Origin of the sequence: Actinoallomurus vinaceus, assembly GCF_039542055.1 — a bacterium.
Lineage (GTDB): Bacteria > Actinomycetota > Actinomycetes > Streptosporangiales > Streptosporangiaceae > Actinoallomurus > Actinoallomurus vinaceus.
The window spans coordinates 718270-744090 of record NZ_BAABHK010000003.1; the positions used below are offsets into that span (position 1 = coordinate 718270).

At 71.2% G+C, this 25821-nt stretch carries 29 protein-coding genes; 9 read left to right on the forward strand and 20 right to left on the reverse strand.

What is annotated here, in order from left to right; all coding sequences use genetic code 11:
• Positions 1–2 precede the first annotated feature (2 nt).
• From ABEA24_RS14325 to ABEA24_RS14335, 3 genes are all read left to right on the forward strand, one after another.
• On the forward strand, positions 3–428 hold the full coding sequence (locus ABEA24_RS14325; protein ID WP_345431261.1) for a hypothetical protein: 426 nt from the start codon (positions 3–5) through the stop codon (positions 426–428).
• Positions 425–1330, forward strand: coding sequence for an aldose 1-epimerase family protein (locus ABEA24_RS14330; RefSeq protein ID WP_345431262.1), 906 nt, complete (start codon positions 425–427; stop codon positions 1328–1330). Before ABEA24_RS14325 ends, ABEA24_RS14330 begins: the two co-directional genes overlap by 4 nt.
• Positions 1331–1601: 271 nt before the next feature.
• Positions 1602–2798 (forward strand): DUF6986 family protein, encoded by a 1197-nt coding sequence (locus tag ABEA24_RS14335; protein WP_345431263.1) that lies wholly within the window; start codon positions 1602–1604, stop codon positions 2796–2798.
• Positions 2799–3000: 202 nt separating this feature from the next.
• On the opposite strand, the gene ABEA24_RS14340 is transcribed toward ABEA24_RS14335, so the two are convergent.
• The 6 genes from ABEA24_RS14340 to ABEA24_RS14365 all read right to left on the reverse strand — a co-directional run bounded on the left by ABEA24_RS14340 (position 3001) and on the right by ABEA24_RS14365 (position 7740).
• A complete protein-coding gene (locus ABEA24_RS14340) occupies positions 3001–3321 on the reverse strand; it encodes a hypothetical protein (RefSeq protein WP_345431264.1) in 321 nt (106 codons plus the stop codon).
• A 145-nt stretch (positions 3322–3466) separates the two neighbouring features.
• Positions 3467–4045 (reverse strand): nucleotidyltransferase family protein, encoded by a 579-nt coding sequence (locus ABEA24_RS14345; protein WP_345431265.1) that lies wholly within the window; start codon positions 4043–4045, stop codon positions 3467–3469.
• 55 nt (positions 4046–4100) lie between these two features.
• Positions 4101–4241, reverse strand: coding sequence for a hypothetical protein (locus ABEA24_RS14350; RefSeq protein WP_345431266.1), 141 nt, complete (start codon positions 4239–4241; stop codon positions 4101–4103).
• A 127-nt stretch (positions 4242–4368) separates the two neighbouring features.
• Positions 4369–5466, reverse strand: a complete 1098-nt coding sequence (locus tag ABEA24_RS14355; RefSeq protein ID WP_345431267.1) for an XdhC family protein — start codon at positions 5464–5466, stop codon at positions 4369–4371.
• Positions 5459–6565 (reverse strand): vWA domain-containing protein, encoded by a 1107-nt coding sequence (locus ABEA24_RS14360; protein ID WP_345431268.1) that lies wholly within the window; start codon positions 6563–6565, stop codon positions 5459–5461. Before ABEA24_RS14360 ends, ABEA24_RS14355 begins: the two co-directional genes overlap by 8 nt.
• Positions 6566–6879: 314 nt before the next feature.
• On the reverse strand, positions 6880–7740 hold the full coding sequence (locus tag ABEA24_RS14365; RefSeq protein WP_345431269.1) for an AAA family ATPase: 861 nt from the start codon (positions 7738–7740) through the stop codon (positions 6880–6882).
• Between the two features lie 214 nt (positions 7741–7954).
• On the opposite strand from ABEA24_RS14365, the gene ABEA24_RS14370 reads away from it, so the two are divergent.
• Positions 7955–9436, forward strand: a complete 1482-nt coding sequence (locus ABEA24_RS14370) for a glycoside hydrolase family 71 protein (RefSeq protein WP_345431270.1) — start codon at positions 7955–7957, stop codon at positions 9434–9436.
• Here ABEA24_RS14370 and ABEA24_RS14375 read toward each other — a convergent pair.
• Positions 9433–9843: a winged helix-turn-helix transcriptional regulator gene (locus ABEA24_RS14375; RefSeq protein WP_345431271.1), complete on the reverse strand. Its 411-nt coding sequence runs from the start codon at positions 9841–9843 to the stop codon at positions 9433–9435. The two genes, ABEA24_RS14370 and ABEA24_RS14375, sit on opposite strands and share 4 nt — an antisense overlap.
• A 65-nt stretch (positions 9844–9908) precedes the next feature.
• On the opposite strand from ABEA24_RS14375, the gene ABEA24_RS14380 reads away from it, so the two are divergent.
• The 3 genes from ABEA24_RS14380 to ABEA24_RS14390 all read left to right on the forward strand — a co-directional run bounded on the left by ABEA24_RS14380 (position 9909) and on the right by ABEA24_RS14390 (position 13037).
• Positions 9909–10535 carry an NADPH-dependent F420 reductase gene (locus ABEA24_RS14380; protein ID WP_345431272.1) on the forward strand — a complete coding sequence of 209 codons (627 nt, stop codon included), beginning with the start codon at positions 9909–9911 and terminating at the stop codon, positions 10533–10535.
• A 376-nt stretch (positions 10536–10911) separates the two neighbouring features.
• Positions 10912–12588, forward strand: a complete 1677-nt coding sequence (locus tag ABEA24_RS14385; protein ID WP_345431273.1) for a hypothetical protein — start codon at positions 10912–10914, stop codon at positions 12586–12588.
• A 188-nt stretch (positions 12589–12776) separates the two neighbouring features.
• The gene (locus ABEA24_RS14390) at positions 12777–13037 is read left to right on the forward strand and encodes a peptidoglycan-binding domain-containing protein (RefSeq protein WP_345431274.1); all 261 of its coding nucleotides are present in this window, start codon (positions 12777–12779) and stop codon (positions 13035–13037) included.
• Positions 13038–13179: 142 nt separating this feature from the next.
• Here the strand turns inward: ABEA24_RS14390 and ABEA24_RS14395 are convergent, their stop codons facing one another.
• Positions 13180–14190 carry an aldo/keto reductase family protein gene (locus tag ABEA24_RS14395; RefSeq protein WP_345431275.1) on the reverse strand — a complete coding sequence of 337 codons (1011 nt, stop codon included), beginning with the start codon at positions 14188–14190 and terminating at the stop codon, positions 13180–13182.
• Positions 14191–14257: 67 nt separating this feature from the next.
• Complete coding sequence (locus tag ABEA24_RS14400) at positions 14258–15148, reverse strand: LysR family transcriptional regulator (RefSeq protein ID WP_345431276.1); 891 nt, start codon at positions 15146–15148, stop codon at positions 14258–14260.
• 85 nt (positions 15149–15233) lie between these two features.
• On the opposite strand from ABEA24_RS14400, the gene ABEA24_RS14405 reads away from it, so the two are divergent.
• Positions 15234–15791: a NuoB/complex I 20 kDa subunit family protein gene (locus tag ABEA24_RS14405; RefSeq protein WP_345431277.1), complete on the forward strand. Its 558-nt coding sequence runs from the start codon at positions 15234–15236 to the stop codon at positions 15789–15791.
• A gap of 153 nt (positions 15792–15944) precedes the next feature.
• On the opposite strand, the gene ABEA24_RS14410 is transcribed toward ABEA24_RS14405, so the two are convergent.
• Together ABEA24_RS14410 and ABEA24_RS14415 are read right to left on the reverse strand one after the other, a co-directional pair.
• Complete coding sequence (locus ABEA24_RS14410) at positions 15945–16112, reverse strand: DUF397 domain-containing protein (protein WP_345431278.1); 168 nt, start codon at positions 16110–16112, stop codon at positions 15945–15947.
• On the reverse strand, positions 16100–16897 hold the full coding sequence (locus tag ABEA24_RS14415) for a helix-turn-helix domain-containing protein (protein WP_345431279.1): 798 nt from the start codon (positions 16895–16897) through the stop codon (positions 16100–16102). Before ABEA24_RS14415 ends, ABEA24_RS14410 begins: the two co-directional genes overlap by 13 nt.
• 348 nt (positions 16898–17245) lie before the next feature.
• Between ABEA24_RS14415 and ABEA24_RS14420 the strand changes: the two genes are divergently transcribed.
• The gene (locus ABEA24_RS14420; protein WP_345431280.1) at positions 17246–17983 is read left to right on the forward strand and encodes an ABC transporter ATP-binding protein; all 738 of its coding nucleotides are present in this window, start codon (positions 17246–17248) and stop codon (positions 17981–17983) included.
• 43 nt (positions 17984–18026) lie between these two features.
• Here ABEA24_RS14420 and ABEA24_RS14425 read toward each other — a convergent pair whose 3' ends face one another.
• From ABEA24_RS14425 to ribD, 9 genes are all read right to left on the reverse strand, one after another.
• Positions 18027–18743: a TetR/AcrR family transcriptional regulator gene (locus tag ABEA24_RS14425; RefSeq protein WP_345431281.1), complete on the reverse strand. Its 717-nt coding sequence runs from the start codon at positions 18741–18743 to the stop codon at positions 18027–18029.
• A 34-nt stretch (positions 18744–18777) separates the two neighbouring features.
• Positions 18778–20001 (reverse strand): FAD-dependent monooxygenase, encoded by a 1224-nt coding sequence (locus tag ABEA24_RS14430; RefSeq protein ID WP_345431282.1) that lies wholly within the window; start codon positions 19999–20001, stop codon positions 18778–18780.
• A gap of 209 nt (positions 20002–20210) precedes the next feature.
• Positions 20211–20639: a PH domain-containing protein gene (locus ABEA24_RS14435; RefSeq protein ID WP_345431283.1), complete on the reverse strand. Its 429-nt coding sequence runs from the start codon at positions 20637–20639 to the stop codon at positions 20211–20213.
• Between the two features lie 24 nt (positions 20640–20663).
• On the reverse strand, positions 20664–21539 hold the full coding sequence (hisG, locus tag ABEA24_RS14440; protein ID WP_345431284.1) for an ATP phosphoribosyltransferase: 876 nt from the start codon (positions 21537–21539) through the stop codon (positions 20664–20666).
• A gap of 46 nt (positions 21540–21585) precedes the next feature.
• Positions 21586–22098, reverse strand: coding sequence for a 6,7-dimethyl-8-ribityllumazine synthase (gene ribH, locus ABEA24_RS14445; protein ID WP_345431285.1), 513 nt, complete (start codon positions 22096–22098; stop codon positions 21586–21588).
• Between the two features lie 100 nt (positions 22099–22198).
• The gene (locus tag ABEA24_RS14450) at positions 22199–23407 is read right to left on the reverse strand and encodes a bifunctional 3,4-dihydroxy-2-butanone-4-phosphate synthase/GTP cyclohydrolase II (protein WP_345431286.1); all 1209 of its coding nucleotides are present in this window, start codon (positions 23405–23407) and stop codon (positions 22199–22201) included.
• A complete protein-coding gene (locus ABEA24_RS14455; RefSeq protein WP_345431287.1) occupies positions 23404–24051 on the reverse strand; it encodes a nicotinamide mononucleotide transporter family protein in 648 nt (215 codons plus the stop codon). Before ABEA24_RS14455 ends, ABEA24_RS14450 begins: the two co-directional genes overlap by 4 nt.
• Complete coding sequence (locus ABEA24_RS14460) at positions 24048–24647, reverse strand: riboflavin synthase (RefSeq protein WP_345431288.1); 600 nt, start codon at positions 24645–24647, stop codon at positions 24048–24050. Before ABEA24_RS14460 ends, ABEA24_RS14455 begins: the two co-directional genes overlap by 4 nt.
• On the reverse strand, positions 24648–25790 hold the full coding sequence (gene ribD / locus ABEA24_RS14465) for a bifunctional diaminohydroxyphosphoribosylaminopyrimidine deaminase/5-amino-6-(5-phosphoribosylamino)uracil reductase RibD (RefSeq protein ID WP_345431289.1): 1143 nt from the start codon (positions 25788–25790) through the stop codon (positions 24648–24650).
• Positions 25791–25821: the final 31 nt, after the last annotated feature.

The following is a 25821-nucleotide window of genomic DNA, read 5'->3' on the forward strand; positions in this document are numbered from 1 at the left end:
TCATGGACCTGCTGCGTTCCGCGTGGAAGGCCGGCCCCACCGCCGATCTGGGCGGATCGGTGCTGGTCAGCGTCACCGATTTCACCGCCGACCGGCTGCTCGATCTGCCGGGGATCGCCCGTGCCGGCTACCGCCTGCGCCGGTACTGGCCGGAACTGGAGGGCGCGGTGGGCATGTGGCTCTGGACACGGCCGCTGGAACGGCGGGCGGGTTCGGTGTCCGTGTGGGCCGACGGCAGGGCGCTCCGTGACTTCGTGAAACTACCGGCCCACGTGGAGATCATGCGCAGGTTCCGGGCGCGCGGCTCGATCAGAGCCATGACCTGGACGGCCGCGGAGTTCGACCGTGAGGACGTCTGGCGGTCCGCGCGGCGACACCTGGCAGCGGATGCGACGTCGCCGCCGGAGTCGACGACAATCGACGCATGACACTCTCGGGGAACCAGTACGAGATCGCCGCCGGGCCGTACGCCGCCGTCGTCACCGAGCAGGGTGGCGCGCTGCGCGCGCTCTCCCGGGACGGCCGGCCGCTGATCCTCACGCACGGCCCGGACGAGATGCCGCCCGCGGCCTCCGGGCAGCTGCTGGCGCCGTGGCCGAACCGCATCGACCGGGGGCGCTATGAGTTCGGCGGCGAGGCGTACCGGCTGCCCGTCAACGAGCACGAACGCGACAACGCGATCCACGGCCTCGTCCGCCAGGAGTCCTGGACGGTGGACGGGCACGAGCCGCACCGGGTGCGCCTCACGTACCGGCTGCTCGGTCACGCCGGCTATCCGTTCCGGCTGGATCTGGCCCTGGAGTACGCCCTCGACGCCGAGCGGGGCCTGACCGTACGCGTGTCGGCGCGCAACGCCGGTTCACGGCCCGCGCCGTACGGGCACGGTGCGCACCCGTACATCACCCTCGGCCGCCCGCTGGACGAGTGCGACCTCACGATCCCCGCCGACCGGTATCTCGAGGTGGACGACCGCGCCATCCCCGAGCCGGCCGCCCGCGACGTGGCCGGCACCCCGTACGACTTCCGGGAGGGACGTCCGCTCGGCGCCACGCGGATCGACAACCCGTACACCGGGCTGCACCGTGACGCGGACGGGCGCGCGTGGGTGCGCCTGGAGGACGGCACCCACTCGGTCGCGCTGTGGGCCGACGAGGCGCACCCGTGGCTGGAGATCTACACCGCCGACGAGACGCCTGCGGAGATGCGGCGTGCGGGAGTGGGCGCGGAGCCGATGACCTGCCCGCCGAACGCCTTCGTCACCGGCACGGACCTCATCACGCTGGAGCCCGGCGCCGAGTTCAGCGGCTCCTGGGGCATCGCCGGCTCCTGACCCCCGGCTCCGCGCGCTCGCGGGGAGCCGGGCCGGGCCCGCCGGCGGTACGGATGCGAGGCGAACCGGCTCCACGCACTCGTGGGGAAGCGGGCCGGGCCGGCCGACGGGGCGAGCCCGGTTCCGCGCGCTCGCGGGAACCGATGGGCGCGGACGGCGATCAGACTTCCCGGACGTGCCGCCGCGCCGGGTCCGCTCCGTCGGCGATCGGACGCTGACGGGCCGGCCCGGATCGGTAACGTGTGACGCGGTGTCTTTGGGAAGGAACTCCGTGAAGCTGACCCTGTCCTCTGTCGACGACCTGAGCGCCCGTGTCGAAGAGGCGCGAGCCGAGTACGAACGCCTGTACCCCGGCGAGCCGGAGCAGCGCCGGCCGGTGCACACCGTGCATGTCCCGGCGGACCGCTTCACCGCCACGAGCGCCGCGGACCTCGGCAAGGAGGCGCTGCGGCTGCTCGACGCGCACGCGCCCGACGGCACGGCGGCGACCGCGGCGTTCGGCATCGACGCGGCCCTCGGCGACACCGTGCGCGAGCGGGTCGCCGCCAAGCTCGCCCGCGAGCCCGTGGAGGACCTGCGCATCGACTTCGCCGACGGGTACGGCGTCCGCGACGACGCCGAGGAGGACGGGCACGTCACCGCCGCCGTCGAGGCGGTCGCCCAGGCGTACGAGACGCGGTCCCTGCCGTACTACTGGGGGCTGCGGGTGAAGTCGTTCGCGGACGGCGCGCACGAGCGGGCCATGCGCACCCTCGACGGCTTCCTCACCGGCCTGGCCGAGCGTCTCGGCCGGCTGCCGGGCGGCTTCGTGGTGACCTTCCCCAAGATCGTGATGCCCGAGCATGTGCGGATCTTCGGCGACTTCCTCGGCCGGTTCGAGGAGCAGATCGGCCTGCCGGAGGACCTGCTGCGCTACGAGATCCAGATCGAGACCCCGCAGTCGGTCACGTATCTGCCGGACATCCTCTCCCTCGCCGGGAAGCGGTTGAGCGCCGCCCACTTCGGCGTGTACGGCTACACGGCCGCCCTCGGGCTGCCTCCGTCGGAGCAGCGGCTCGACCATCCGGCCTGCGACCACGCCCGGCACGTCATGCAGGTCGCCTTCGCCGGCACCGGCGTACGGCTGTCGGACGGATCGGCGAACGTCGTCCCGGCCGGTGAGGAGACCAAGGACGTGCACAAGGCCTGGCGGCTGCACGCGAGCCTGGTTCGCTACTCCCTGCTGCACGGCTTCTACCAGGGCTGGGACGAGCACGCCACGCAGCTGCCGAGCCGGTACGCCGCGGTGTACGCCTACCTGCTGAACGGCCTGGACGACACCGTCGAACGGCTCCGTGCCCACCGTTCCGGGCAGGACGACGGCGTCGTCGACGACCCGGCGACCGTCGCGGCGCTGACCGCCCGGCTGCGGCGCGCGGTCGACTGCGGCGCCGTCGATCGCGACACCGTACGCGAGCTGATCGACTGACCGGAGAGACTCACCGGCCCGTCGACCGCGGCGCCGTGTGACCGGCGGGCCCCGCGGCGCGTCAAGCGCGAACCGACCGACTGATCGGCAGGCCCGTCGGGCCCTCAAGCGCGACTCCGCGCGTGAACGGATCGGCTGATCGGCGGGCCACCGGTGCGTCGACCGCGATCCCGGGCAGGATCTGATCGGCCGGGCGGCGGGCCTACCGGTCCGCCACCGCGCCCGGGTGCAGCCCCGCCCCCTCGTCGACGCGCCGGTCCTCGCCGCGGTCGTCCACGCCCATGAACTGCCGCAGGTCGTCGATCGCCATGGTCTGCTCGCGGATCTTGGCCATGATGTCGCGGAGCGTGTGCACCACGACGAGGCTGGCCTCCGCCTGGGCGAGGGTGGCGTGGACCTGCGCCAGCGCCGTGTCGGGAGGCATTCGGTTGAGGGCGCTCTCGGCCTTCAGCAGGTGGGAGGTGGCACTGTCATTGTGCGTCACCCAGTGGTAGCCGGGTTCCTCCGGCCAGGCAGACGTCATAGCGGGTTGCTTACCTTCCCAGCCGGAGCGCGCCCCGGCGATCTTGTCTGGACCGTACACGGCCCCCGCGCCTCAGTAGGACGCGCGAGTCCCACCCGCGGTTGGCATCGCGCGCGTCTCGATCCGGCCTCCGCCTCGGTCCCGCTCAGCTGAGGCGTTCGAGGTCCTCCGGGGTGTCGATGTCGTCCGCGGCGGCGACGTCGTCGCAGGGAACGGCGACGACGAGCTCCGGGTGCGCGCGCAGGAAGCCGCGGGCGCCGACGTCTCCCGAGGCACCGGCCGCCGCCTCCGCGAAGTGCTCGTGGGCGATCAGGACCGGGTTGCGCGGCCGGCCGTCGTACGTGGCGACCGCGACCCGCGCTCCGGACTCGTACGCCGCGCGCAGCCGGCGTACGGCCGCCGCCGTCACCCGCGGCTGGTCGACGAGCGCGATGACGACGGCCGGGCAGTCCGGTGCCAGCGCCGACAGGCCGGCGCGCAGCGACGACGCCATGCCGGTCCGCCAGTCCGGGTTGTGGATGACGACCGCACCGGCCACGTCGACCGCGGCCGCGCCGGTGACCACCACGATCGGGGTACAGCCCGCCTCGTGGAGCATGCGCACCCCGCGGTCGACGAGCCGCACGCCGTCGATCTCGACCAGTGCCTTCGGTATGCCGAGCCGGCGCCCCTCTCCCGCGGCGAGCAACAGCGCCGCCGGTGCGCCAGCGTGCCTGATCCCCATCTCCGGAGCGTATCCATCGGCGTGGCCCCGGTCACGCCGATGGGCGTCATGTCGATCAGCGGTGGCCGGTCACGGGCGGGAGCACGCCGTGGGAGGCGCGCTCGGGGGCCGCCACCGTGCCGCCGGCCACGGCGGCCCCGACCAGCGCCACGACGACGAGCCGGCGCATCACGGTCTTCCGGGTGTTCTGCGACATGGTCCTCGGCCTTCCTCCCCGTTCTGGACTCTTACGAGTCTCGGCCGTGGTCCACGCCTGCGCAGTGGGGCCAGACCGACTCTTTGACGGTGGGGCCAGCCCCACCGGTGCCGGGGGTGAGAGGACACTAGCCGCCGTGGATCCGCCCGTCCGTCTCGCTGAGGGGCAGGCCGCTGCCGCCCCAGCGGAGGCGGATGAGCTCGGCCGCGACCGACACGGCGGTCTCCTCCGGGGTACGGGCGCCGATGTCCAGGCCGATGGGCGACCGCAGCCGCGCGATCTCGTCCTCGGTCACGCCCGCGTCCCGGAGCCGTTTGAGCCGGTCGTCGTGGGTGCGGCGGGAGCCCATCGCGCCGACGTAGGCCGCCGGGGTGCGCAGCGCCACCTCCAGCAGCGGCACGTCGAACTTCGGGTCGTGGGTGAGCACGCAGATGACCGTGCGCTCGTCCACCTCCGTCTCGGCCAGGAAGCGGTGCGGCCACTTCACCACCACCTCGTCCGCCTCGGGAAAGCGCTTGGCGGTGGCGAAGATCGGACGGGCGTCGCACACGGTCACGTGGTAGCCGAGAAATCGGCCCATACGGACGACCGCCGCCGCGAAGTCGATCGCGCCGAAGACCAGCATGCGCGGCGGCGGCGCGAAGGAGTGCACGAAGACGGACAGCTCGTCGCGGCGGCGTTCGCCGTCCGGTCCGTAGCGGAGGACGCCGGTGATGCCCTGGGCGAGCATCCCGCGGGCGTCGTCGTCGACGGCGGCGTCCAGGCGGTCGAGCCCGAGAGAGCCCGCCGCGCGGTCGGACCAGACGACGCGCCGGGCGCCGATCTCCCGCGGGCCCGCGACGACGGTGGCGACCGCGACCGGCTCGTGCCGGTCGACCGACGCCGTCACGTCCGCGAACTCCGGGAACGTCGCCGGGCCGACCGGTTCGACCAGCACGTCGAGCTGCCCGCCGCAGGTCAGGCCGACGGCGAAGGCGTCGTCGTCGCTGACGCCGTAGCGCTGGACGACCGGCCGCCCCGTCTCCATGACCTCCTGCGCCAGCTCGTACACCGCGCCCTCGACGCAGCCGCCCGACACGCTGCCCACCGCCTCTCCCCCGGCGGAGACGGCCATCGCGGCGCCCGGCGGGCGGGGCGCGCTGCGGAACGTGTCGACGACGGTGGCCAGGCCGAACGTCTTCCCCTCGGCATACCAGATACGGATCTCGTCGAGCACGTCACGCATCGCCGATCACTCCCGCCAGTTCCTCGAGCGCGGCCAGGCTGTGCCCGGCCACGAAGTCGTCGACGTACGGTAGTGCCGCCGCCATCCCCGCCGTGAGCGGTTCATACCCGGCCAGGCCCTTGTGCGGGTTGGCCCACACCACCCGGTGGGCGAGCCGGCGCAACCGCGCCATCTGCGCGGCCAGCAGCGTGGCGTCCCCGCGTTCCCAGCCGTCGGAGGCGACGACCACGACCGCGCCCCGCGCCATGCCGCGCTGGCCGAACCGGTCGAGGAACTCCTTCAGCTCCTCGCCGAGCCGGGTGCCGCCGCTCCAGTCGGGGATCGCGGACGACACCGCCGCCATCGCCGCGTCGGGTTCGCGATGCCGCAGTTCACGGGTGACCCGGGTCAGCCGCGTGCCGACGGTGAACACCTCCGTGCTGCGGGGAGCGCAGCGTACGGCGGCGTGCGCGAAGCGCAGGAGGACATCGGCGTACGGGCTCATGGAACCGCTGACGTCGACCAGCAGCACGACCCGGCGCGGGCGGGTCCGGTGCGCGCGATGGTGGAGCCGGGAGATCTCGCCGCCCCGGCGCAGGATCGAGCGGACCGTCCGGTTCTGGTCGAGGCGGCCCCGGTGGGCCGCGGTGAACCGCCGGGATCGGCGGCGCGCCGAGACGTCGTCGAGGAGCGCGATCAGCCGGTGCACCTCGTCCCGTTCTTCGGCGCTGAGCCGGGCGACGTCGCGCCGGCGCAGGACCTCGGCCGTGCTGGCCGCCGCGACGCTCGGGTCGCCGCGCGCCTCCTGCCCGGCGGCGCCGGCCGTCGCGGCCGGCCGCGCGGCGACGACCGGGGGCCGGGCGACACGGCGGACCGACGCGGACTCGCCGGAGAAGTAGGCGGCGAAGCACCGGTCGTAGCGCGGCAGGTCGGCCGGGTCGGCGCACAGGGTGAGGCGGCCCGCCCAGTACACGTCCCGCGCGTCCGTCACGTCCAGGCGGTCCAGCGCGCCGATCATCGCCTGGAGCCGTTCGGGATCGGCGTTCACCCCGGCCGCGCGCAGCGTACGGGCGAACCCGGCCAGCGTCCCGACCACGTCACGCGAGGCCTCCCCGCCCACCGTTCCACCACCCGGCGGCCCCGGGGCCCCGGCGCGTCCACCCGGCGCCCCGGCCACGTCACGCACGGGCTCCCGGCGCTCCGCTCCGCCACCCGCCGGGGCTCTGGCGCTTCCGCCCGGCATCCCGGCCACGTCACGCGGGGACTCCCCGCCCTCCGCTCGCTCCGGGGCCCCGACGCGTCCACTCGGCGGCTCCGGCGCCCCGGCGCTTCCGCCCGGCATCCCGGCCACGTCACGCGGGGACTCCCCGCCCTCCGCCCCATCCGGCGGTTCGGGCTCCGGGGGCCCGGCGCGTCCGGTCGGCCCGCTCATGGTCAGGATCCGTTGAGCAGGACGTCGAGGCCCTTGGCGACCCGTTCGGTGTCCTCGCGGTACTTCAGCACCGCGCCGAGCGTGACGGCGGCGGTGTCGGGATCGAGGTCCCGTGCGCCGAGCGCGACGAGGGCCTCGGTCCAGTCGAGGCTCTCGGCGACGCCCGGGGTCTTCAGCAGGTCCAGGCCGCGCAGCCGGGCGGTGGCGCCGGCCACCTGGCGGACGAGCCGTTCGGACGCCTCCGGGAGCCGCCGCCGGATGATCGCTACCTCGCGGTCGAACGCCGGGTGCTCGAGCCAGTGGTAGAGGCAGCGGCGTTTCAGCGCGTCGTGGACCTCGCGGGTGCGGTTCGAGGTGACGATGACGACGGGCGGGTGCTCGGCCCGTACGGTGCCGAGCTCCGGGATCGAGATCGTGAAGTCGCTCAGCACCTCCAGGAGGAACGCCTCGAACTCGTCGTCGGCGCGGTCGATCTCGTCGACCAGGAGCACGCTCGGGCGGTCCGCCGACGAGGTCTCCAGTGCCCGCAGCAGCGGCCGGGCGACGAGGAAGCGCCGGTCGTACAGCTCCGATTCGAGGCGCTGGACGTCGGTCACGCCCGCCGCCTCCGCCGCCCGCAGGTGCAGGAGCTGGCGCGGGAAGTCCCAGTCGTAGAGCGCCTGCGCGGCGTCGAGGCCCTCGTAGCACTGCAGGCGGATGAGGGGGACGCCGAGGACGGCCGCGAGCGTCTTGGCGAGTTCGGTCTTGCCGACGCCGGCCTCGCCCTCGAGGAAGAGGGGACGGCTCATGCGCAGGCTGAGGAAGCAGGCGGTGGCGAGCCCCTCGTCGGCGAGGTACGCGTGCCGGTCCAAAGCCTCGCTCAACGCCGTCGGTGAAGCGAAGTCAGATGCCTGAATTGTGGTGATCTGCGGCACGCCTCAAGGCTACTTGTCCACACAGAACCGTCCAGGGTCGTCACGCACAGCACGCGAAGCGATCTTCTTGCCGCAACTCCCGGAATCGCCGCATAGCGGGCAGTACGCTCCGATGATCATGAAACGAGCACCGCGACCCGACGACCGCCCGAGGAGCCGTTCGATGCGTCTGAGATCTCCGTTGCCGACCGTCGCGGCCGCGATCGTGGCCGTGGGGATCGCGGGGACCGCGTGCTCTCCGGCGCAGCGGGCGTCGCAGACCGCCGCCGGCGCGAGGGCCTCGGTGGCGAACAAGGGCCCGCTGCCGTTCCGGCTGCCCGCGCAGAGCGTCCTGCGCTCTTCCAAGCACAAGGTGTTCGCGCACTACTTCACGCCGTACCCGGTCTCCCTGGACAACAAGGCCGCGGCGAGCGACTACTACACGAAGAACTACCTGTCGCCGACCGGTGAGAACGGCAAGCACGCCGCGTACGGCGGACTGCTCCGGGACCGCCCGATCGCCCGCGCCCCCATCAGCGGCGACTGGCAGCTGGAGGACATGAGGACCGAGGTCCGGCGCGCCGCGGCGGCCGGGCTCGACGGCTTCACCGTGGACCTGCTGTCCGTGAGCTCCTCCAGCGCCAACTGGTCGCGCGCGAAGCTGCTGATCAAGGCGGCCGAGCAGGTCGACCCCGGCTTCAAGATCGTCCTGATGCCCGACATGAACGGCCTCGTGAACGTCAGCGCCGACACGCTCGCCGCCGCCGTCGCGAGCATCGCCAAGTCGCCCGCCGTCTACCACCTCGCCGACAAGCGCCTCGTCGTCTCGCCGTTCAAGGCCGAGGGCAAGAGCGCGGCGTGGTGGTCATCCTGGATCACGCTCATGCGCGACAGGTACGGCATCGAGATCGCGCTCGTGCCGTGCTTCCTCAACTTCGGTTCCAACGCCGACGCGTACGCCGCCATCAGCTATGGCTTCTCCAACTGGGGCAACCGGAACCCGGCCGCCAACGCGGGCCTCGCCGCGAACATCAGCCGCACCCACAAGCTCGGCAAGATCTGGATGCAGCCGGTCTCGGTCCAGGACGAACGGCCGAACCAGGGCAGGTACGACGAGGCCGGCAACACCGAGAACCTGCGGCTCACGTGGAAGGCGGCGATCGCCGGCGCCGACTGGGTGCAGATCCCCACCTGGAACGACTACTCCGAAGGCGCGCAGCTGTCGCCCTCGGCGAAGCACGGATGGACCTACCTCGACCTGTCGTCGTACTACCTCACGCGGCTGAAGACCGGGAAGTACCCGGCCATCACCAAGGACGTCGTGTACGTCACGCACCGGATCCAGCCGGCGGCGGCCAAGCCGAAGTTCGCCGAGACCAGGCTCATGACGCTGCGCTCGGGCAGCACGCCCGCCCGCGACCAGGTCGAGGTGCTCACCATGCTCACCGCCGCCGCGAAGGTCACCGCGACCATCGGGGGCACCGCGCACACCTACAGCGCGCCGGCGGGCGTCCACGTCCAGACGTTCGCCCTCAAGGCGGGCACGAACAGCGTCTCGGTGACGCGGAACGGCGCGGTCACGGCGAAGGTCACCTCGCCGTTCACCGTGACCTCCACCCCCCAGGTCCAGGACGAGCAGTACTACGGGGTGACGAGCGGCCGCTAGACCTGAACCGGCGCGGCTCCGACGGGCTGTGCGGACCGGCGAACCGTGTCGCCGGTCCGGCCCGCCGCCGCGCGCTCCTGCGCCTCCACGACGACGTCGGCGTACCGTTCGGTCCAGCGGCCGAGCGCGTCGATGGGCTCGAGCAGGCCACGGCCCGCCTCGGTCAGCTCGTACTCGACGCGCGGCGGCGCCTCGGCGTACACGCGACGGGTCACCAGCCCGTCGTGCTCCAGCCGGCGCAGCGTCTCGGTCAGCACCTTGCCGCTGATGCCGCCGATCACCTTGCGCAGCTCGACCGGCCGCATCGGGCCGTGGCGCAGCGCGTGCACCACGACGGCGTTCCAGGTGTTCGTCAGCAGATCGAGCGCCAGCCGGGTCTGACAGTCGGCGAGGAGGTCCTCGGTCATCCCTACGTCCTATCGCATCGGCCGGGCACCGAATGGTGCCCATCGGAATCCCTAGTGTCGCTGCCATGCGAATCGGAATTCTCGGATCGGGGCACATGGCCGACGCGCTCGGCACCCAGTGGGCGCGCGCGGGGCACGAGGTGCTCGTCGGCGCGCGCGACGGTGACAAGGCGGCGCGGCTCGCGGCACGGATCGGGCCGGGCGCACGCGCGGGAGGCCTTCGCGACGCCGCGGGCTTCGGCGACGCGGTGCTGCTCGCGGTCGCGTACGACGGCGTGAAGGAGGTCCTCGGGCACGCCGGGGATCTGCTGCGCGGGCGAACGGTGATCGACTGCGTGAACGGCATCGTGCATCCGGGCGTCACGCTCGCCACCGGCGCCGGCCCGTCCGTCGCCCGGCAGATCGCCGACGCGACCGGCGCCCACGTGGTCAAGGCGTTCAACCTCTGCCCGGACGACCTGTGGCGGATGACGCCGCCGCTCGTCGACGGCCGCCCGCTGACCGTGCCGATCTGCGGCGACGACACGGACGCCCTGGCGACCGTACGGACCCTGACCACCGACCTCGGCTGCGTGCCGGCCGACGCCGGCGGCCTCGACCGGGCGGGGGTGCTCGAGGCCACCGCCGCGTACGTCATCGGTATGTACATCGGCGGCGTCGACCCGCGTTCGGCTCTGCCCTCCCCCATGTAGGACCATCGCCGGCCCCATGTGAGGCCCGCCGACACGTCTGCCACGGCAAAGGCCTAAAACCGAAGTTGACGGCGGGTCAAACCTTCACAGACTCGACGCCGGGTTGGTCAGCAGCCGTGCATCGATTGGACTGGATCGGTTGACCTCGCGGCCCGGGTTCGGGCACCGGGGTACGACGCTCAAATACACCCGGTGAAACCGGGCGGCCATCGATGATCGATCATCATTTCCGGGGGCGTCCGGCCCGACTCGGATCCGGTCCTGCGGCCATGGCGTCGAGCCGGGCCTGACGAAGACCCCCGCCGGGGTGTTACCGATGACCAACGGGACAGAGGCGTATCGGGCTCGGGAACTCGCGCGATGTCTCGTTCACGCCGTGTACGAGCTGCAGAAATCCGACGGCGGCCCCGCCCGCGACTGGCGAGAATGGCTCGACGTCGAGGATGCGCACATCGGGGAAGCCGTCGTCACGGAGCTACAGGAAATCCGCCGAGGGCGGCCGTACATCTCCAGTCCGTACGAGCTGGAAGACGCGCTGAAGCATCGCGGCCACAGCCGGGAGATGTTGTGGCGTCTGCTCGCCGGGCCGGAAGACGCGGAGGCCCCGCGACGCCACGTCGGCAAGCGCCGGAGTGCTCATCTGCTCGCGCGATCGCGACGATGGTTCCTGCGGCAGATGGCGTCGGCCTCACTTGCCGCCGTGGCGTCGGGCGTCATCGTGGTGGCGGCCTTCGTCATCCCTCGCCTCGATGCGAGGCCTCTTCAGAGCGACGTTCCCGACCTCGCGCTGCAAGCGATCGCCGTGTCCGTACTGGCTTTTCTTCCCGGGTGGATGTTCGTGCGATTCCTACGGGGACGTGCCGGCGCGCTGTGGGACGAATACGTCATCAACCTGCATCGCCTGGGCTGGGACCGGCCCGGTAACCTGCCCCGGCCGCCGCAGGCGTCCACCTTCTATGACGCCTGGCTGAGGGACGGCGGCCCCGTGGCCGGCGGATCCCCCAGCATCTATCAGAAGAAATTCGACGCCTACTACGGCCGCTCCACCTCCGCCAACGCGCAGGACCCGGGCCGGCACGTGCGGTCGGAGACGCTGCTCCCGGTCTACCTGGCGACCTTCGTCCTCGCCGTCTGCTGGACCGCGCTGCTCTGGGACGACTACGCGTACTCCGTGCTCGGCGAGCCGGAGAAGCAGTCGCTGCGCCCGATGCTGGCCTTCGCCTTCCTCGGCTCGTACGTCTTCGTGGTCCAGATGCTGATCCGCCGCTTCTTCCAGAACGACCTGAAGGCCAGCGCTTATATCACCGCGTTCTTCAGGATCGCCATCGCACTGATCGTCGCGACGGTGGCCTACCTCGCGCTGCCGCCGCTCGCAGACAATCTGTGGGCGCTCGCGGTGGTCGGATTCATGATCGGATTCTTTCCGACGGCCGCCATGGAGTTGTTTCGCCGAATGGCCTGGAAGGCGGTCGGCCTGACCACACGATCGCTCCACTCGAAATTCCCCTTGAGCGACATCGACGGGCTGAACATATGGTACGAGACGAGGCTGCTCGAAGAAGGCATCGAGGACATGCAGAGTCTGGTCACCTCCAACTTCGTGGATGTACTTCTCCACACCCGGGTGCCGGCCGGCCGTCTCGTGGATTGGGCCGACCAGTCGTACCTGCTCCTGCATGTTGATCCGACCAAGGAAACGGCGACACCGCAAGCCTCCACAGAGGACCCGGAAAGAGGAACGCATTCCGCTGAAGCGGTGACCGACCTACGGAAGGCTCTGCGTTCCATGGGGATCAGAACGGCGACCGGCCTCCTGCGGACGTTCGCCGACGAAAGGGTCGTACCCAACGGTGAGGCCGATGGCAGGCGATCCGTTCCGGGAGCGATGAATTTCATCGCACAGCACGGCATAAGTCCGGCGAGAGTATGGACCCTGGTCCGCCTGCTGGCCGAAGAGCCGGGCCTCAATCCAATCATCAACTGGCAGAGCAACGGAATCCCGCTGACCGCACCCACCCCCGCCCCGCCACATCGAAGAAAACCTTCGACCTAGAATTCTTGGCCCGGACTCAACAGGTCAATCGGACCCCAAAATTTCGTGAAGCGACGATTTCCGGGTAGATCATCAGCGTTCGCGGCGATTGCATGGGTAGGGCGTTGATTGTGAGGGACTGCGCGGATCACGTCAGTCGCACTGACGCGGCCGGCGGTTCAGGCGAGACATCAAACGAGGAGCGATCAATGCATGCGCCACCCTACACACCGCCACCGTTGACGAACCCGACGTTCAATGACGATCGGGTGCGCCAGTGGCAGCAGCGGATGAAGGACCGCGGCTGGAACATCACGGTCGACAGCGACTACGGCGACCAGAGCGAAAGCATCTGTAGAGCGTTCCAGAAGGAGAAGGGCCTGCGCCCCGTGGACGGCATCGTCGGGCCGGTCACCTGGAAGGCCACCTGGGAGGCACCGATCACGGCCGCCGCCTCGCCCGGACGCTGACGCAGGACCACTATCCGGGCCGGCCCCCATCGCCGGGTGGTCGGCCCGTGCCATGCCTTCTCGGCGGCGGGGCCGCCCCTGTTTCTCGCCGAGGATTCCCGGGGTCCTGACCCCGGGAATCCTCGGCGGCCGGCGAACGACGTCAGCGGCGCCAGGACGGCATGACGTCGAACATCGCCGCGGTCTTGGCGGGATCGCGGTCGACGAGTTCGTCGAGCACCTCGTCGATCCGCTTCATGATCGAGTCGTCGAGACGCCGCCCGCTGACGGCGGCGTTCTCGGCGACCTGCTCCGGTCTCGAGGCGCCGATGATCGCCGCTGCGACGTTCCCGTTCTGCAGGACCCACGCCACGGCGAGCTGGGCCATCGTGAGCCCGGCCTCATCGGCGATCGGCCGCAGCCGCTGAACCCGTTCGAGCACCGTGTCGGACATGTAGCGGCCGACGAAGCGCGAACCCCGCGCGTCGTCGGCCCGCGACCCCGCAGGGACGTCACGGCCGGGCAGGTACTTGCCGGTGAGAACGCCCTGGGCCACCGGGGAGAACACGATCTGCCCCAGGCCCAGACGCTCGCACGCGGGCACGACCTCCGGCTCGATGACACGCCACAGCATGGAGTACTGCGGCTGGTTGGACACCAGCGGCACCCCCAACGAGCGGGCCAGCTCCTGCCCCTTCTCGATCTGGGCGGCCGTCCACTCCGACACCCCGATGTGGAGCACCTTCCCCTGCCGCACCAGGTCGGCGAACGCCCGGATGGTCTCCTCGAGCGGAGTGTCCTCGTCGAAGCGGTGCGCCTGGTAGAGGTCGACGTAGTCGGTGCGGAGCCGCCGCAGGGACGTGTGGCAGCTCTCCATGATGTGCTTGCGAGAGAGTCCCCGGTCGTTCGGGCCCGGGCCGGTCGGCAGGCACACCTTCGTCGCGATGACGAGTGATTCGCGGCGGAGCCCGGCCAGCGCACGGCCGAGCACCTCCTCGGCGCGCCCCTGGGAGTAGATGTCGGCCGTGTCGAACGTCGTGATGCCGGCGTCCAGGGCCGCCCGGACGCATGCCGCCTGCGAGTCCTCCGCGATCTGACCGTCCAGCGTCAGCCAGTTCCCGAAAATGATCTCGCTGACCTTCAGGCCGCTGTGCCCCAGGAATCGATGCTCCATGGTGATCACAGTAGTGACGGCCCGCGGCGCGAATCGAATCGGTGCGGGGGCGAGCGGTGGCGCTTGATCAGGCGCAGCTCGTTCCGGCCACCCGGGCGAACTCCTGGGGCATCGGGGACCTCGTGCCGGCGAGCCACACGGGCGCGCAGATCATCGGCGGGAGGCCGGACACCGGCACACTGACGACATGCGGGTTGTCGGGGCGCAGCGAGGCGACCGTCAGGTGGACCGCGTCCCCCTCGGCCGCCAGGATGATCGCCTCTTCGAGGGACGCGGAGGCGTACCGGGTGACACGGCGGAGCGGTACTCCGTTCGGAGTGGTACGAGGGATCCAGATGTCGGCGAGTCGCTCCGGCATGCCGCTCGGGTAGAGCAGGTCATGGTCGGCCAGTTCCTCGACGTCGACGACGGCGCGCCGGGCCAGCGGATGCCCGGTCGCCACCAGTACCGCACGTTCGTCCCGCAGCAGCGCGGGTCCGACCCGGACGCCCAGGTCCCGGATCAACGAGGGGTCGGCGGGCAGCCAGCCGATGAAGACGTCCACCGGCCAGTCGTCGCCCCAGCGGGCCGGATCGGTGTTGGGGTGCGCGGACCGCACCACGGCACACTGCGGGTGGGCCCGCTCGAAGGCCCTGATCGGCCGGTCGGCCACACCTTCGGGCAGGCTCGTCGCGACGCCGACGCGCAGCACGCCACGCCGTACGCTGCGCTGGGCCTCGGACAACGCCCGCTCCATCCGGTCGTACGCGGGCCGGAGCTCCTCCTCCAGCCGTTCGCCGAGCGGTGTCAGCCGGACCCGCCTGCTCGTCCGCTCGAACAGCGGAGCGCCGACCCTGCGTTCGAGCGCGCGCACCGCCTGGCTGACACGAGGAGTGGAGATGCCCAGGTCGGCCGCCGCGCGGCCGAAGTGCAGCTCGCGGGCCACCGCCAGGAACGCCTCGATCTCCCGGATCTCCATACGACCATTGTGTCGCCCCACTTAACGATCGTGGCGCGATCCGTCGTTGATCGCCTGCTCCCGCGCGACGAGCCTGGGAAACACTATGGGACTCGAAGAACAACTTCCCGGGGGATTCCTGCTCACGACGGTCGAGGCGGTGGCCGGCCTGGCGCGTAAGTCGTCGATGTGGCCGATGACGTTCGGCCTCGCGTGCTGCGGGATGGAGCTGATGGCCACCGGCGATCCGCGCCACGACTTCGCGCGGTTCGGAATGGAGCGCCCGTCGGGCTCGCCGCGCCAGGCGGACCTCATGGTCGTCGCCGGGCGCGTCAGCCAGAAGATGGCACCGGTGCTGCGGCAGCTGTACGACCAGATGGCCGCACCGAAGTGGGTCATCGCGATGGGCGTCTGCGCCTCATCGGGCGGGATGTTCAACAACTACGCCGTCGTCCAGGGCGTCGACCACATCGTGCCGGTCGACATCTACCTGCCCGGCTGCCCGCCCCGCCCGGAGATGCTGCTCGACGCGATCGTCAAACTGCACGACAAGGTCCAGAACACGAAACTGGGCGCACACCGGCGCGCCGAGATCGTGGCCGAAGAGCGCGCCCGCCTGACGGGGCTCCCGCTCATCGACGTGTCCCCCGCCGCCGTGAAGTAACGACGGCTCGCAGTGGATGGGGAGCGAAGCTGCTCCCAACCGACCGTCGTTCGAACCTGGGCCGATGAATTCCATTGGCGGACGCCGAAAGCACAAGACCCCCGCCGGGCCATGCCGGCCCAGCGGGGGTGTTGAGGGAGATACGGCGTTGAGTCAGGCCATCACCAGCGACCGCAGGGCCTCCTCGATCACGGCCACCTCGACACAGTTACCGCCGTTGGCCGTGCTACGCGCAGCCTTCCGCCACGTCACCGCAAGCTCGACGCAGTTGCCGCCGTTCGCGCCGCTGCGAGTGGACTTCCACCACGTCAGGTCATCCATTGCTCCGACTTCCTCCGGATGAGCTCGATCGACTGCCGCCTGGGGAAGGCGTCAGCCCGGAACACCTCGAACATACGCCGCAGCACCGCGACGTCATGCGGGCGTCCGACCACCTCTCCGTTGAGCTGACTGTCAACGTAGGCCAGCTCTGCCCCGTCGTCGAGGGTCGCGACGACGAAGGGACCCGTGAACCCGGCGCACGCCTCGGCGCTCGACGGAACGATCTGCACGATCACGTTCTCCCGTTCGGCCAGGGCCGCCAAGTGGACGAGCTGGTCGGCCATGACCTTGGCTCCGCCGACGGTCTGGCCGAGCACGCTCTCGGCGAGGACGGCGACGAGGACGGGCGGGGAGTCCTCCCTGCTGAGGATCTTCTGGCGGTCCAGCCGTGCGGCCACCATGTCATCCAGGTCGGCGATGTCGTACGGGCCCGCCCGCAGCACCGCACGTGCGTAGTCCTCGTTCTGCAGCAACCCCGGGACCACGGTCGACTCGAACGACAGCAGTGAGGTGGCCCGGCGTTCGACCGTCAGCCACTTGTCCAGCCATTCGGGCGGGACCTCCCCCGCGACGAGCTCGTCGATGACGCGGACCAGGATGTCGCCCAGACCCAGGATCGGCAGGAGGCGTTCGAGGTGCTCCGGCCTCGGCAGCATCCGGTGGGTCTCCCACCCGGCGATCAGGGAGTCCGAGACATAGAGGGATTTCGCCACCGCCGCCCGGGTAAGCCCTTTCGCCTCGCGAGCACGGCGAAGCTCTTTGGCGACGAACACCCGTGCTGTCATCCGATTTCCGCCCATCGGCCCGCGTCCCTTCGTACGAAACGGTGAGTGCCCTATTCGCCCGGTAACAGTGGAGCACTCCTCAGAGTACTCATATGAACACTCCCTGTGGTCGATTGCCGAGAAACCAATGACCCCTCGGACTCCGCTTGACGCCCGTATTAGCTAACCGCTATCTATTAGCTAGCCGTTAGGGAGACATGCGCGACGCAGTGCCCGCGATGCTCGCGAAGGAGCCGTCGCACGGCCACCATCTGCGCGCGGCTGCGGCGGGCTCTCGGGGAATGCAGGCCAGGTCCGGGGAAGCCTGCGAGCGAGCCTGGTCGAGGTCGGATAGGAATCTGAGGGTGCATGAACGAGTTCGGCGATGTGCTGCAGGTCCGCGGCCTGTCCAGAGAGCATGGCCAGGGGCAGAGTCTGGTCCGCGCGGTCGGTGGAGTCGACCTGGACGTACGAGCGGGACAGATGCTGGCGGTGATGGGGCCCAGCGGCTGCGGCAAGTCCACACTGCTGCACCTGCTGGGCGGCCTTGAGCGGCCCACCGACGGGCAGGTGTGGCTGGGCGGCCAGCGCATCGACACCGTGAGCGAGCGGGGGTTGGCCCGGCTGCGGCGCCGGTCGGTGGGATTCGTCTTCCAGGCCTTCCACCTGGTGGAGGAGCTGTCGGCGGCGGAGAACGTGGAGCTGCCCGTGCTCTTGGCCGGGCGGTCGGCGCGCTCGGCAAGGCGCCGCGCGGCCGTCCTGCTGGAGCGGTTCGGGCTCGCCGACCGCGCCCGGCATCTGCCCTGGCAGCTGTCGGGAGGGCAGCGTCAGCGGGTGGCCATCGCCCGTGCCCTGGCCAACGAACCGCTGGTCCTGCTGGCCGACGAGCCGACCGGGAACCTGGACACCGCGGCGACGCTCGATGTGCTGCGGATCTTCGCGGACCTGCGTGCCGCAGGGCAGACCCTCGTGGTCGTCACGCATGACGAGCGGGTCGCGGCCACCGCGGACCGGCTGGTCACGATGCGCGACGGAGTGTTGGTCGACGACACCTGGCTGGCAGGCAATGCCAGGCGGCTCGACGGCCTGTTCGGACTGGAGGGCTGAAGGCCGTGGGCCGCGCCGTCGCCACCGCCGCCATGAGCCTGCATTATTCGGCGACCTGACTGCGCCCGATGAGGTCCAGTAGCGCCTCCCGGGTCTGGCGCATGACGGCGACGGTCTCCTCGGCGGCTGCGGCGATGGCCGGGTCGCCGGGGGCGATGGGCGGTTCGACCAGTACGGCCACGGTCTCCGCGAGGACCTCGTCAGGCGCGTCGACGCCGAACGTGGCGGTGGCCGGGTCGGACATGGCGGTGCCGAACCCGGTGAGCACGGCGTGCATGGCGTAGGCCTGGCTGGACAGGGGACGGTCATGGCGGATCAGGCCGTGTCGGTGAAGAACCGGCATGACCGCCTCGCACAGGGCGCTGGGACTGGTGCGGGCGAACAGGTCGCGGTCGCCGGCCTGCTGCGTGAGCAGCCGCAGCAGGTCGGCGTCCTCGCTGTTCAGGCGGTGTGCCAGCGGGAGTCTCAGCCCGGTGCGGATCAGCAGCGGGGCCAGGCGGCGCGGCAGCACCGCGGCGGGGTCGGCGATGAGGCGGCCGATGATCTCATCCAGGAACGCCAGTAGTTCGCGGGCGAACAGCCCGAGGATGAGGTCCTCCTTGGCGGGCCAGTACAGGTAGACGGTGCCCTTGCCGACCTGTGCGGCCCGGGCGATCTCGCTGACCGTGACCTTGCGGACGCCGTGGTCGAGCACCAGCTCGCGCGCGCTGTCCAGGATGCGGGCGGCTTTGCGCGAGCGGTGCTCGATCAGCTGGCTCACCTGTGCTGTCCTCTACTTTCGTACGCAAGACGGGTCACACGGCGGCGACGTCGAGCTCTTTGTTCGTGAAGTCGGGGCCTTTCATTATCTTGCCCATGGCCGGTCCGAGGATCGGCCTGTTCACGAGGCGGACCATCACGGTGCGCATGATCTGTTCCCTGCGATCGTGGGGCGTGAAGATCCTGCGCATGATCAGGGCGCTGTCCTGCTCGATGTCGATGAACGGCCGCATCCGGGCCTCCCACGCCCGCAGCGCGCCGGGCAGGTCGTCGGGGTGGCGCTGCAGCATGGTGCCCAGTAGCTCGCCGCCGGCGATGGCGCTGGAGGCTCCCATGCCCGCGTACAGGGTCACGCACCAGGCGGCGTCGCCGACGAGGACGACCCGGCCGCGGTGCCAGGTCGGCATCTTGACCTGGTGCACGGCGTCGAACAGGTGCTCCGGGGCCTGCTCGAACCGCGTGAACAACGTCTCCAGCAGGGGGCCGGCGGGCTGCGGGCCGAACGCTGCGCGGATGGACTCGATCGGCGGGCGTGCGAACTCGGCGTCGATGTCGTCGGTGCGGTAGGAGAACAGCAGGCTCGGGGCGTGATCGGAGAAGGGGAAGGTCCATGCCGAGCGTCCCGGCTCGGCCATGATCAGGCCCTCGTGGAGGCCGAAGCCCTCGATCGGCGCGTCGAGCGCGGTGGCGCCGACCATGTAGTTCAGCGGATGCAGGAACTCCTCCGGGCCGAAGACCAGCCCGCGCACGGTCGAGCGCATCCCGTCGGCACCCACCACCAGGTCGAAGCGCTCGGTGACGGTGGCGCCGGAGGCGGTGTCGTGCAGGGTGACCTCCGCCGCGGAGGCGTCCTGGGTGATGCGGGTGGGCACGGTGGAGTAGCGGATCTCCACATCGGCCGGCAGCGCGGAGAACAGTCCCTGTTCCACGTCGCCTCGCAGCAGTAGCCGGGGTCTGGTGACCACGCCGGGCATATTGGCCGGATTCATCCCTGGCGTGCGGCGCCCGGCCCGGTCCACCTCGTAGCTGACGAGCCGCGGATCTCCGCGGTCGCCGATCGCCTCCAGCACGCCCAGCCGCCGCGCGGAGGCGACCCCGGTGCCGAACAGCATGATGAAGTACCCGCTCGAGCGGCGCGCGGCCGCTCGCTCCACCACCACCGGCTCCCAGCCCACTTGCCGGAGCCGCAGCGCGGTGGCGATGCCCGCGACCCCCAGCCCGACCACCAGCGCACGACGCCGCCCGGTTGTGTCCGTCATGACGAGCCCCTTCCGACGAACTGACCAAAATGGTTCTGCTGGTCAGTTTATGGCAGGCCTCAGTGAGTCCACGTGCAGGGTCACCGGATCCCAGGCCTGGCACACCCGTCGCTCGGACGGCTGGGATGGTCGCGGTGTCTGAACCACGAGAACCCGCGGCGGCGGGATCCTTTGACGCTCGGTGCGGTCCCCCCGGGCCGCTCGTCAGGTCAGGGGCCGGGGGTCTCGCCGCGTTCGTGGATGAGGGTGGTCAACTCGGCGAGGGCGCGGTCGGCGCGCTCGCCGTCGGAGGACTGGATGCCCATGACCGCGACGGTGGAGCCGTCGGACAGGTCGAGGGTGGGCCAGGGCGCGCCCTCGGCCATGGACACGCCCAGCACCTCCGCCCACTCGTACTCGTGCGTGCGCAGGCCGTTGACGACCGTCACCCCGTCGGGGTCGGCGGTCACCCGGCTGCGGGCCAGCATGTGGAGGATCCCGGCGACGACCAGCCCGATCGCGACCAGGCCGATCCGGTCGCCGAGACTCCAGGGGGCGGGCATGACCACGGCGAGGGCGATCATGCTGAGGACGACCACCGTCGCAAGGACGTACGGGACGATCCTGGCCCGTCGTGGCCGCCACGTCGCCGTGGTCATGAAAGAGCCGCCTTAACGAAGTGATCAGTCGACGATCTTGGAGATCGGGATCTCGAGGATGTCGCGGGCGCCGGCCGCCTTGAGCGCCGGGATGAGGGTGTTCACGCCGTGCTTGGCGACGACGCTCTCCACCGCGTGCATCTCACCGCCGGCCAGCGGGGTGACCGTGGGCGACGACATCGACGGGATGATGTCCAGGACCGACTGCAGCGCGCCGTTCTCGACGTTGAGCTTGAGCAGGACGTTGCCGCGGGCGCGGATCGCGCCCTGCAGCAGCAGCGCGATGTCCTCCATGGCCGCGCGCTTGTCGGCGTCCTCGTACGCCTCACGGTTGGCGACCAGCTCGGTGTAGCTGGTCAGCAGGGTGTCGAGGATGCGCAGGCCGTTCTTGCGCAGCGACGAGCCGGTCTCGGTGAGGTCGACGATCACGTCGACGATGTCGGGGACCTTCGCCTCGGTCGCGCCGTACGAGGGCACCACCCGCGCCTTGACGCCGTGCTTGGCGAGGAACCGCTCGGTCAGGGCGGGGAACTCGGTGGAGATCCGCACCCCTTCGGGCAGGTCGGAGACGGTCTGCCAGGGCGCGTCGTTCGGCACGGCCATGATGACGCGCACCGGGTTCGACGTGGCCTTGGAGTACTTCAGCTCGCCGAGCGAGACGACGTCGGAGTCGGTCTCGGTGATCCAGTCGCGCCCGGTGATACCGAGGTCGAACAGCCCCTGCTCGAGGTAGGTCGGGATCTCCTGCGGGCGCAGGACCCGGACGCGGTCGATCCGCGGATCGTCGATCGAGGCGCGGTAGTCGCGATCGGAGCCGCGTCGGACCGTCAGGTCGGCGGCGTCGAACAGCTCGAACGTCGCCTTCTCCAGAGAGCCCTTGGGCAGCACGAGTGACAGCACGGTTCATGAACCTTTCTGCGAGAGATGGGTGTCGCGGCGTCGACGCTCAGGAGCCCAGATGCTCCGCGTCATGCCGCGCGTGACCGTGGTGCCGAAGACCTCGCAGGGTCAGTGCCGTATCAAGAGCGGCCACGGTCGCCTCCATCCCTTTGTCCTCGTGGCTGTGGTCCAGCCCGCATCGGTCCAATGCCTGGTCGAGCGTCTCACATGTTAGTACCCCGTTGCCCACCGGGGTGCCCTCATCCAGGGCAACCCTTGTCAAACCCGCGGTGACCGAGTCGCAGACGTAGTCGAAATGCGGGGTCTCACCGCGGATGACCGTTCCCAGGCAGACGACCGCGTCGTTGTCGCGGGCGAGCTGCTGGGCGACGACCGGGATCTCCAGCGCGCCGGCCACGCGGACGACCACCGGTTCGGCGACGCGGCACTCCTTGGCCGTGGCGACGGCCCGCTCCAGCAGCCGGTCGGTGACCTGCGCGTGCCACCGGGTGCAGACGATGCCCAGTCTCAGCCCTGAGGCGTCGACGAAGGTCTCATCCGGACGTCCGACGCCACTCATGCGCCCTCCTTCCTCGCCCGACCAACCCACCCCGGCCGACCTCCCGGCGTCGAGGGAGTGACCAGACACGCTGTGCTTTCGATTCGCTCGCTGCGCTCGCTCATGCCAGGTCTCCGATCGTGTGGCCGAGGCGGTCGCGCTTGGCGGCGAGGTAGCGCCGATTGTGCTCGGTGACGGAGACGGGCAGCGCGACCCGTCCGCGCACCTCGACGCCGAAGCTCTCCAGCCCGGCGACCTTGGCCGGGTTGTTGGTCAGCACCCGGACGGACCGGACGCCGAGGTCGAGCAGCATCTGCGCCGCGTTGCCGTACTCCCGGGCGTCCACCGGCAGGCCGAGCTCGAGGTTGGCGTCGACGGTGTCGGAGCCGTCGTCCTGGCGCTGGTAGGCCCGCAGCTTGGCCAGCAGGCCGATGCCCCGGCCCTCGTGGCCGCGCAGGTACAGCAGCACTCCCCTGCCCTCGGCGGCGATCGCGGCCATCGCGGCCTCGAGCTGGGTGCCGCAGTCGCAGCGCTCGGAGCCGAGCACGTCGCCGGTCAGGCACTCCGAGTGTGCCCGGATGAGGACGTCCTCGCCGTCGCCCAGGTCGCCGTACACGAGGGCGACGTGCTCGCCGTCGTCCACCTCGCTGGCGAAGCCGACCGCGCGCCACATGCCGTGGCGGTTGGGGATCCGGGTCTCGGCGACGCGCTCGACCATCCGCTCGGTCCGCTTGCGGTACTCCACGAGCTGCTCGATCGAGATCAGCTTGAGGTCGTGCTCCTTGGCGAAGATCTCCAGCTGCGGCAGCCGTGCCATCGTGCCGTCGTCGTTGACGACCTCGGCGAGCACCCCGGCCGGGGTCAGCCCGGCCAGCCGCGCCAGGTCGACCGCCGCCTCGGTGTGCCCGCGCCGCCGCAGCACCCCGCCGTCGCGGTAGCGCAGCGGGAAGATGTGGCCGGGCCGGACCAGCTCGTACGGCTCGGTCGCCGAGTCGGCGAGCGTGCGGATCGTGTGGGCGCGGTCGGCGGCGGAGATGCCGGTGTCGACGCCGTCGCGGGCGTCGACGCTGACGGTGTACGCCGTGCGCATCCGCTCGTGGTTGTGCGCCGTCATCAGCGGGATCTGCAGCCGGTCGAGGTCATCGCCCTCCATCGGCACGCAGATCACGCCGCTGCTGAAGCGGATGGTGAAGGCCACCAGCTCCGGCGTCGCCTTGGAGGCGGCGAAGATGATGTCGCCTTCGTTCTCTCGGTCGGCGTCGTCGACGACGACCACGGCCTTTCCGGCCGCGATGTCCGCGATCGCCTCTTCGACGCTGTCGAAACTCATGCCGCTACCACCTCGGGCTCGGTGTGCCGCCGCTGCCGGCGGTACTGCTTCAGCCAGTCACGGAAACCGGCGAGGACGAGAATGAAGAAGATCCCGTACGCCGCGCCGGAGACGTACAGCCCCGACTTGAACGCCAGGGGGACGCCGACCAGGTCGACGAGGACCCAGATGACCCAGAAGTCGACGAGCGCGCGGCTCTGCGCGAACGTCGCCACCGCGCTGCCGACGAAGATGTACGCGTTGGCCAGCGGCGACCAGGAGATCTGCAGCCAGGGGATGTTCGCGAACAGCAGGGCCACCGCGGCGGTGCCCGCCGCGAGCGCCCCGATGAGCGCGGCGCGCTCGCGCGGGGTGGCCGGGCGCACGCTCAGCTCCCGGCTCTCCCGGAGACCGCGCAGCCACCGGACCCAGCCGTACGAGGCCAGCGCCAGGAACATCACCTGCTTGAGCGCGTTGCCCGGCGCGTGCGCGCTGACCGAGGCGACGAGCAGCAGCGCCGCGCCGGCGATCTGCACGGGCCAGGTCCAGATCGTGCGGCGGATCGCCAGCAAGACCGTGCCCAGGGACAGGACGTTGCCCACCAGGTCGGTCCACAGGACCTTCTCGCCGAGAACGGTGATGCCCGCCTGTGTCCAGGAGCTCACCGTGCCCCTCCTGCCGTGACGAGGCGCTCGACGTACTTGGCGACGACGTCGACCTCGAGGTTCACCGGGTCGCCGGGGCCCTTGCGGCCCAGGGTGGTCAGCTCGAGCGTCGTCGGGATCAGCGCGATGGTGAAGGCGTCGTCGCGGGCCTCGACGACGGTGAGGCTGACGCCGTCGACCGTGATCGAGCCCTTTTCGACGACGTAGCGGGCCAGCTGCGGGGGCAGCTCGACGGTCACGACCTCCCAGCGGTCGCCTGGCTCGCGGGAGACGATCCTTCCGACGCCGTCGACGTGGCCCTGGACGATGTGCCCGCCGAGCCGGTCGGTCGGCCGTACGGGCCGCTCGAGGTTGACCGGCGACCCCGGCTCCAGGCCGGCGAGGCTGGACCGGTCGAGCGTCTCCTTCATGACGTCGACGGTGAAGGCGTCGTCCTTGACGTCGGTCACGGTGAGGCAGACCCCGTTGACGGCGATGGACGCGCCGTGCACGGCGTCGGAGACGACGAGCGGGCCGCGGACGGTGAGCCGGGCGGAGTCCCCCGCCGGTTCGAGCGCGACCACCTCGCCGAGTTCCTCGACGATTCCGGTGAACATTCAGTTCTCCCTTCGGGCCGCTACCGGCCGGGTGGGGGTTTCGGCGGCTTGCGGTACGGCGGTGACGCGCAGGTCCGGGCCGATCCGCGTGATGTCCTCGATCCGCAGGTGGCGGGCCTCGGCGAGTGTGCCGACGCCGGCCGGGCCGAGGGCGGCGGGGCCGGCGCCGAGGAGCGTCGGGGCGAGGTAGGCGACGACCCGGTCGACCAGTCCGGCGGCGAGGAATCCACCGGCCAGCGTCGGGCCGCCTTCGAGGAGGACCGAGACGATCTGCCGGTCGCGGAGCTCGGCGAGGAGGGCGGCCAGGTCGAGGCCGCCGTCGCCGCGCGGCAGGCGGACGACGGCCGTGCGGGTCTCCAGTGCCGTGGTGTCGGCGTCCTCCCCGACGGCGATCAGCGTGGGGGCCTCGTCGTCCAGGATCCGGCTGGTCAGCGGCGTACGCGCCCGGCCGTCGACGACGACGCGCAGGGGCCTGCGCGACGTGAGCAGGTGATCGTGGCGCTGCACGCCCCGGACGGTCAGGCGGGGGTCGTCGGCCAGCACGGTGCCGGCGCCGACGACGATCGCGTCGCAGCGGGCGCGGAGCTCGTGGACGTCGTGCCGGGCCTCCGGGCCGGTGATCCACCGGCTGGTGCCGTCGGCGGCTGCGGACCGGCCGTCCAGCGTCGCGGCGAACTTCCAGGTGACGTGCGGCCGGTTCAGCCGGGTGCGGGTGAGCCACTCGGCGTTGGCCAGCTCGGCCTCGGCGGCGAGCAGCCCGCCCTCGACCTCGATGCCCGCCTCGGCGAGCCGGCGGGCTCCGCCGCCCGCGACGGGATCGGGGTCGGCGACCGCGTAGACGACGCGCGCGACGCCGGCGTCGATGACGGCGAGGGTGCACGGGCCGGTACGGCCCTGGTGGTCGCAGGGTTCGAGGGTGACGACGAGCGTGCCGCCCCGGGCGCGTCCGGCGGCCTCCCGGAGCGCGACGACCTCGGCGTGCGGGCCGCCGGCGTAGGCGTGGTACCCCTCACCCGCGACCTCTCCGGCGGCGTCGAGGACGACGCAGCCGACGACGGGATTGGGGCTGGTCTCACCGCGGGCGCGGACGGCGAGCGCCAGCGCCCGGCGCATCGCCCGCTCCTGCGCGGGATGATCGGTCACCCGGGCCTCCTCATCAGGCTCCGGGTGTGTG

Coding starts and splice junctions, on each gene's coding strand:
- ABEA24_RS14325 (WP_345431261.1), top strand. CDS start 3: ATGGACCTGCTGCGTTCCGCGTGGAAGGCCGGCCCCACCGCCGATCTG.
- ABEA24_RS14330 (WP_345431262.1), top strand. CDS start 425: ATGACACTCTCGGGGAACCAGTACGAGATCGCCGCCGGGCCGTACGCC.
- ABEA24_RS14340 (WP_345431264.1), bottom strand. CDS start 3,321: ATGACGTCTGCCTGGCCGGAGGAACCCGGCTACCACTGGGTGACGCAC.
- ABEA24_RS14345 (WP_345431265.1), bottom strand. CDS start 4,045: ATGGGGATCAGGCACGCTGGCGCACCGGCGGCGCTGTTGCTCGCCGCG.
- ABEA24_RS14350 (WP_345431266.1), bottom strand. CDS start 4,241: ATGTCGCAGAACACCCGGAAGACCGTGATGCGCCGGCTCGTCGTCGTG.
- ABEA24_RS14355 (WP_345431267.1), bottom strand. CDS start 5,466: ATGCGTGACGTGCTCGACGAGATCCGTATCTGGTATGCCGAGGGGAAG.
- ABEA24_RS14370 (WP_345431270.1), top strand. CDS start 7,955: ATGCGTCTGAGATCTCCGTTGCCGACCGTCGCGGCCGCGATCGTGGCC.
- ABEA24_RS14375 (WP_345431271.1), bottom strand. CDS start 9,843: ATGACCGAGGACCTCCTCGCCGACTGTCAGACCCGGCTGGCGCTCGAT.
- ABEA24_RS14380 (WP_345431272.1), top strand. CDS start 9,909: ATGCGAATCGGAATTCTCGGATCGGGGCACATGGCCGACGCGCTCGGC.
- ABEA24_RS14390 (WP_345431274.1), top strand. CDS start 12,777: ATGCATGCGCCACCCTACACACCGCCACCGTTGACGAACCCGACGTTC.
- ABEA24_RS14395 (WP_345431275.1), bottom strand. CDS start 14,190: ATGGAGCATCGATTCCTGGGGCACAGCGGCCTGAAGGTCAGCGAGATC.
- ABEA24_RS14400 (WP_345431276.1), bottom strand. CDS start 15,148: ATGGAGATCCGGGAGATCGAGGCGTTCCTGGCGGTGGCCCGCGAGCTG.
- ABEA24_RS14405 (WP_345431277.1), top strand. CDS start 15,234: ATGGGACTCGAAGAACAACTTCCCGGGGGATTCCTGCTCACGACGGTC.
- ABEA24_RS14410 (WP_345431278.1), bottom strand. CDS start 16,112: ATGGATGACCTGACGTGGTGGAAGTCCACTCGCAGCGGCGCGAACGGC.
- ABEA24_RS14415 (WP_345431279.1), bottom strand. CDS start 16,897: ATGACAGCACGGGTGTTCGTCGCCAAAGAGCTTCGCCGTGCTCGCGAG.
- ABEA24_RS14420 (WP_345431280.1), top strand. CDS start 17,246: ATGAACGAGTTCGGCGATGTGCTGCAGGTCCGCGGCCTGTCCAGAGAG.
- ABEA24_RS14430 (WP_345431282.1), bottom strand. CDS start 20,001: ATGACGGACACAACCGGGCGGCGTCGTGCGCTGGTGGTCGGGCTGGGG.
- ABEA24_RS14435 (WP_345431283.1), bottom strand. CDS start 20,639: ATGACCACGGCGACGTGGCGGCCACGACGGGCCAGGATCGTCCCGTAC.
- ribH (WP_345431285.1), bottom strand. CDS start 22,098: ATGAGTGGCGTCGGACGTCCGGATGAGACCTTCGTCGACGCCTCAGGG.
- ABEA24_RS14450 (WP_345431286.1), bottom strand. CDS start 23,407: ATGAGTTTCGACAGCGTCGAAGAGGCGATCGCGGACATCGCGGCCGGA.
- ABEA24_RS14460 (WP_345431288.1), bottom strand. CDS start 24,647: ATGTTCACCGGAATCGTCGAGGAACTCGGCGAGGTGGTCGCGCTCGAA.